This window comes from Segatella hominis, assembly GCF_004535825.1.
Lineage (GTDB): Bacteria > Bacteroidota > Bacteroidia > Bacteroidales > Bacteroidaceae > Prevotella > Prevotella hominis.
Map to the genome: position 1 here is coordinate 1 of NZ_SGVY01000109.1, position 2,485 is coordinate 2,485.

General features: G+C 36.9%; 1 protein-coding gene and 2 pseudogenes. 2 read left to right on the plus strand and 1 reads right to left on the minus strand.

The window, feature by feature from the left end:
* A pseudogene (locus EXN75_RS18430) lies at positions 1 to 178 on the minus strand (IS982 family transposase); the annotation flags it as partial.
* A gap of 1,482 nt (positions 179 to 1,660) precedes the next feature.
* Here EXN75_RS18430 and EXN75_RS17225 point away from each other — a divergent pair.
* Positions 1,661 to 1,954 carry a hypothetical protein gene (locus EXN75_RS17225; protein ID WP_134844740.1) on the plus strand — a complete coding sequence of 98 codons (294 nt, stop codon included), beginning with the start codon at positions 1,661 to 1,663 and terminating at the stop codon, positions 1,952 to 1,954.
* A gap of 105 nt (positions 1,955 to 2,059) precedes the next feature.
* Positions 2,060 to 2,176 (plus strand): annotated as a pseudogene (locus EXN75_RS17230) (transposase); the annotation flags it as partial.
* Positions 2,177 to 2,485 lie beyond the last annotated feature (309 nt).

The following is a 2,485-nucleotide window of genomic DNA, read 5'->3' on the forward strand; positions in this document are numbered from 1 at the left end:
ACTCCTGGGCGAGGAATATTTCCTAGCTCATTAACTAAATTTTTGGAGAAATCCTTGCATATCTCAAGAATTTTTACGAAATTTGCATACAAGTTGTGCATAGCGTGAAATATATAACTTTATAATTTGACACTACAAAGTTACTAAAAATCAACGAGATGCACAACTTTTTCTCCATAAAAATATACTAATTTTCAGGCGGTTTTTTAATTCCGCCAACAGGTTTAGTTATTACTTTTCTGTTCTTTTAGTCGTTTCGTCAGTTCCATGCAGTCCCTGAGAATACTGCATTTCTTCAAAAACTTGCTGCAAATATAATAATATAAGAGGGTGTGTCATAAGTCTGTGACGCACCCTTTTTCTATCTCTATTTTTCTACAAGCAATGCTAAATCATAATATTTTTCGACTACACTCCCTATTCTCCAAAATACTCTTTTAAATTTCCTTCTCTGCCCGGGTATATTTTTCTCCCTGCCCACGCAAGAATTTTTCCGTGGGCAGGGAAAAATAAAAGTGGGTACAGGGATGGATAAAACATATTATATAGACATATCCATAACAAAGTAGTAAATTTACCGCTTTATGTAAGAAAATGCAGTAAATTTACTCATTAGTGTCCAATTTCTATTGGACACTAATGAGTTTCAGGTATAAAATAGTATGTTATTGTAAAAGCTTTTATACTTTTGCAATAGCATAGTTTAATGATACAATATAATGATGAAACAAACTTTTATACTTCTGTTCTCCTGTTGGTGGCAAGAGTTCGCAGTCTTGAGGTGGAACGTAATTTACTGATTTTCAGTAATATAGATGATAGAAAATCTGCATGACCTAACGAAGCGCTTCATTAAGGTCTAATGATGCGCTTCATTAACACTTAACGATGCGCTTCATTAACACCTAACGATGCGCATCATTAGACCTTAATAAAGCGCATCGTTAGAGTTCGTACTTGCACTTCTTTAGAGGAAATGGAACTTAAATATATATTTGTTAATAAAAATATCAAATTTTGTTTTGCACTCTGATGGACATTTTCAAAAAATGAATACAAAAACAATAACCATAAACGGCAGGTCTCCACCCTCAAAAAATGCCTTTTAGAGGTGTGAACCCTTTTTTACAGGGTTCACTTTTTCGGGCAAGTGGTGAACCCTTTCTTTTTAAATATATATAGACAGCGCGTATATAAAGATATAAAGAAATGATAATCAGATAGTTATAATACCCTTATTTATACCTTATTTCGTATAAAAAGTAGGGTAAAAGCCTCACTATTCACCAAAGCTTCACCTAAGGTTCACTCTAATGGCACTTAGAAAGAAGGTACTAAATTTTTAACAAAAGACTCTGGGTATCTCCATCGCCGTGGAATTTGACGGCATAGGCAGAGAGATTGACAACATCAAGGGGGCTACTGGCTTGGGACTCATCGACATCGATGGACTGGATTGCAAATAACTTATTTAGAGGTCGGAAATGACTTATTTACGAATTGGAAATGACTTGTTTGTAGATCGGAAATAACTTGTTTGCAGGTCGAAATTGACTTGTTTCTGAGCTGCGTCGATTGACACGTTGGATAAAAAGAAACACCTCGGAGAACCGTAATTTTGAAAAAAAATCAACTTTATCGTGACATTAAATGACATTAAGTGACATTAAGTGACATTAAACGACATTGGGGATTTTTTATTTCGTACCTTTGCATTGTCAATCAGAACGGTTGGCGATGCCGCCTGAAACTCGATGCTACCATCAAGAGAGCAAGTACCATATTGGGTGATGATAGTTCAAATGGTGAGAACGCTGGAGGCGGTTCTGTGAACGGTGATGCCGGCGGTTCGGGTGTCAACAAGCCTTCTGGCGGTAATACCCAGGAGAGTGGCGGCACCTCTCAGGGCACTGGATCTGAGAATGGAGGCAGCGGAGAAGATAATGAACTGTAAAACATAGGGTTAGGGATTAGTCCCTACCCTTACTCTTTTACTTGCTTACATAAAATAATAATTGAATAAAACATTTGGATTATGAAAAAGGAAACATTTTTGCTGTTGACGTCAGAGGAAGGTATGAAGCACAGGAGTCAGAGACCGATAGAGCCAGAAGCTGCGTTTGGACAGATGAAGGAAGACATGCATTACAAGCGATTCAGGTATTTCGGAAAGGACACTTTTGCGCAGTTTTGTTATCGATAAAACAAAAAAAGGGTGCGTCACAGGCTTATGACACACCCTCATTGAGGTCTAATGATGCGCATCGTTAAGTCGTGTAGATTTTCGACAAGTTATATTCTTGAAAATCTGCAAATTTCAGCAAACTACTAGTAGTCCGAATATAGCTTATTTTATTACATTATCAAAATGATTATGGAGGCACAAAGCAGTAAGACTCCTGTGCCTTGTGTATGTTTCACTTTATTGCAATGGAAAGTCTTTTTGCCCGATTGTAACTACCTTTACTTATTGCAGTCGATTTTC